The organism is Streptomyces sp. GbtcB7, assembly GCF_019091445.1.
Classification (GTDB): Bacteria; Actinomycetota; Actinomycetes; order Streptomycetales; family Streptomycetaceae; genus Streptomyces; species Streptomyces mirabilis.
Window position 1 is genome coordinate 1 of record NZ_JAGXJM010000438.1, and the last position, 252, is coordinate 252.

Annotated in this window: 1 pseudogene; it reads left to right on the forward strand. The window is 82.1% G+C overall.

What is annotated here, in order from left to right:
• Positions 1–99 precede the first annotated feature (99 nt).
• Positions 100–252: pseudogene (locus KVT44_RS59790) on the forward strand (SUMF1/EgtB/PvdO family nonheme iron enzyme); the annotation flags it as partial.

The following is a 252-nucleotide window of genomic DNA, read 5'->3' on the forward strand; positions in this document are numbered from 1 at the left end:
GTGGGGGCGCCGGGCCTGGTGAGGGAGGGGGGGCGGTCCGGCAGTCCGGTGGGACTCCCCCTGCCGCTGCACCCCCTGGGGGGGGAGGCCGTTTTCGGGGCGGGCGCCCGGCGGCCCACCGGGGCGGAGTGGGAGTACGCGGCGCGCGGGGGCTCGGCAGGCCCCCGCTACCCCTGGGGGGACGGGTTCGCGCGCGCCGGCCAGGGGCGCAGGAACGCCTGGCAGGGCGCCTTCCCCCGGGTCTGCACCCGC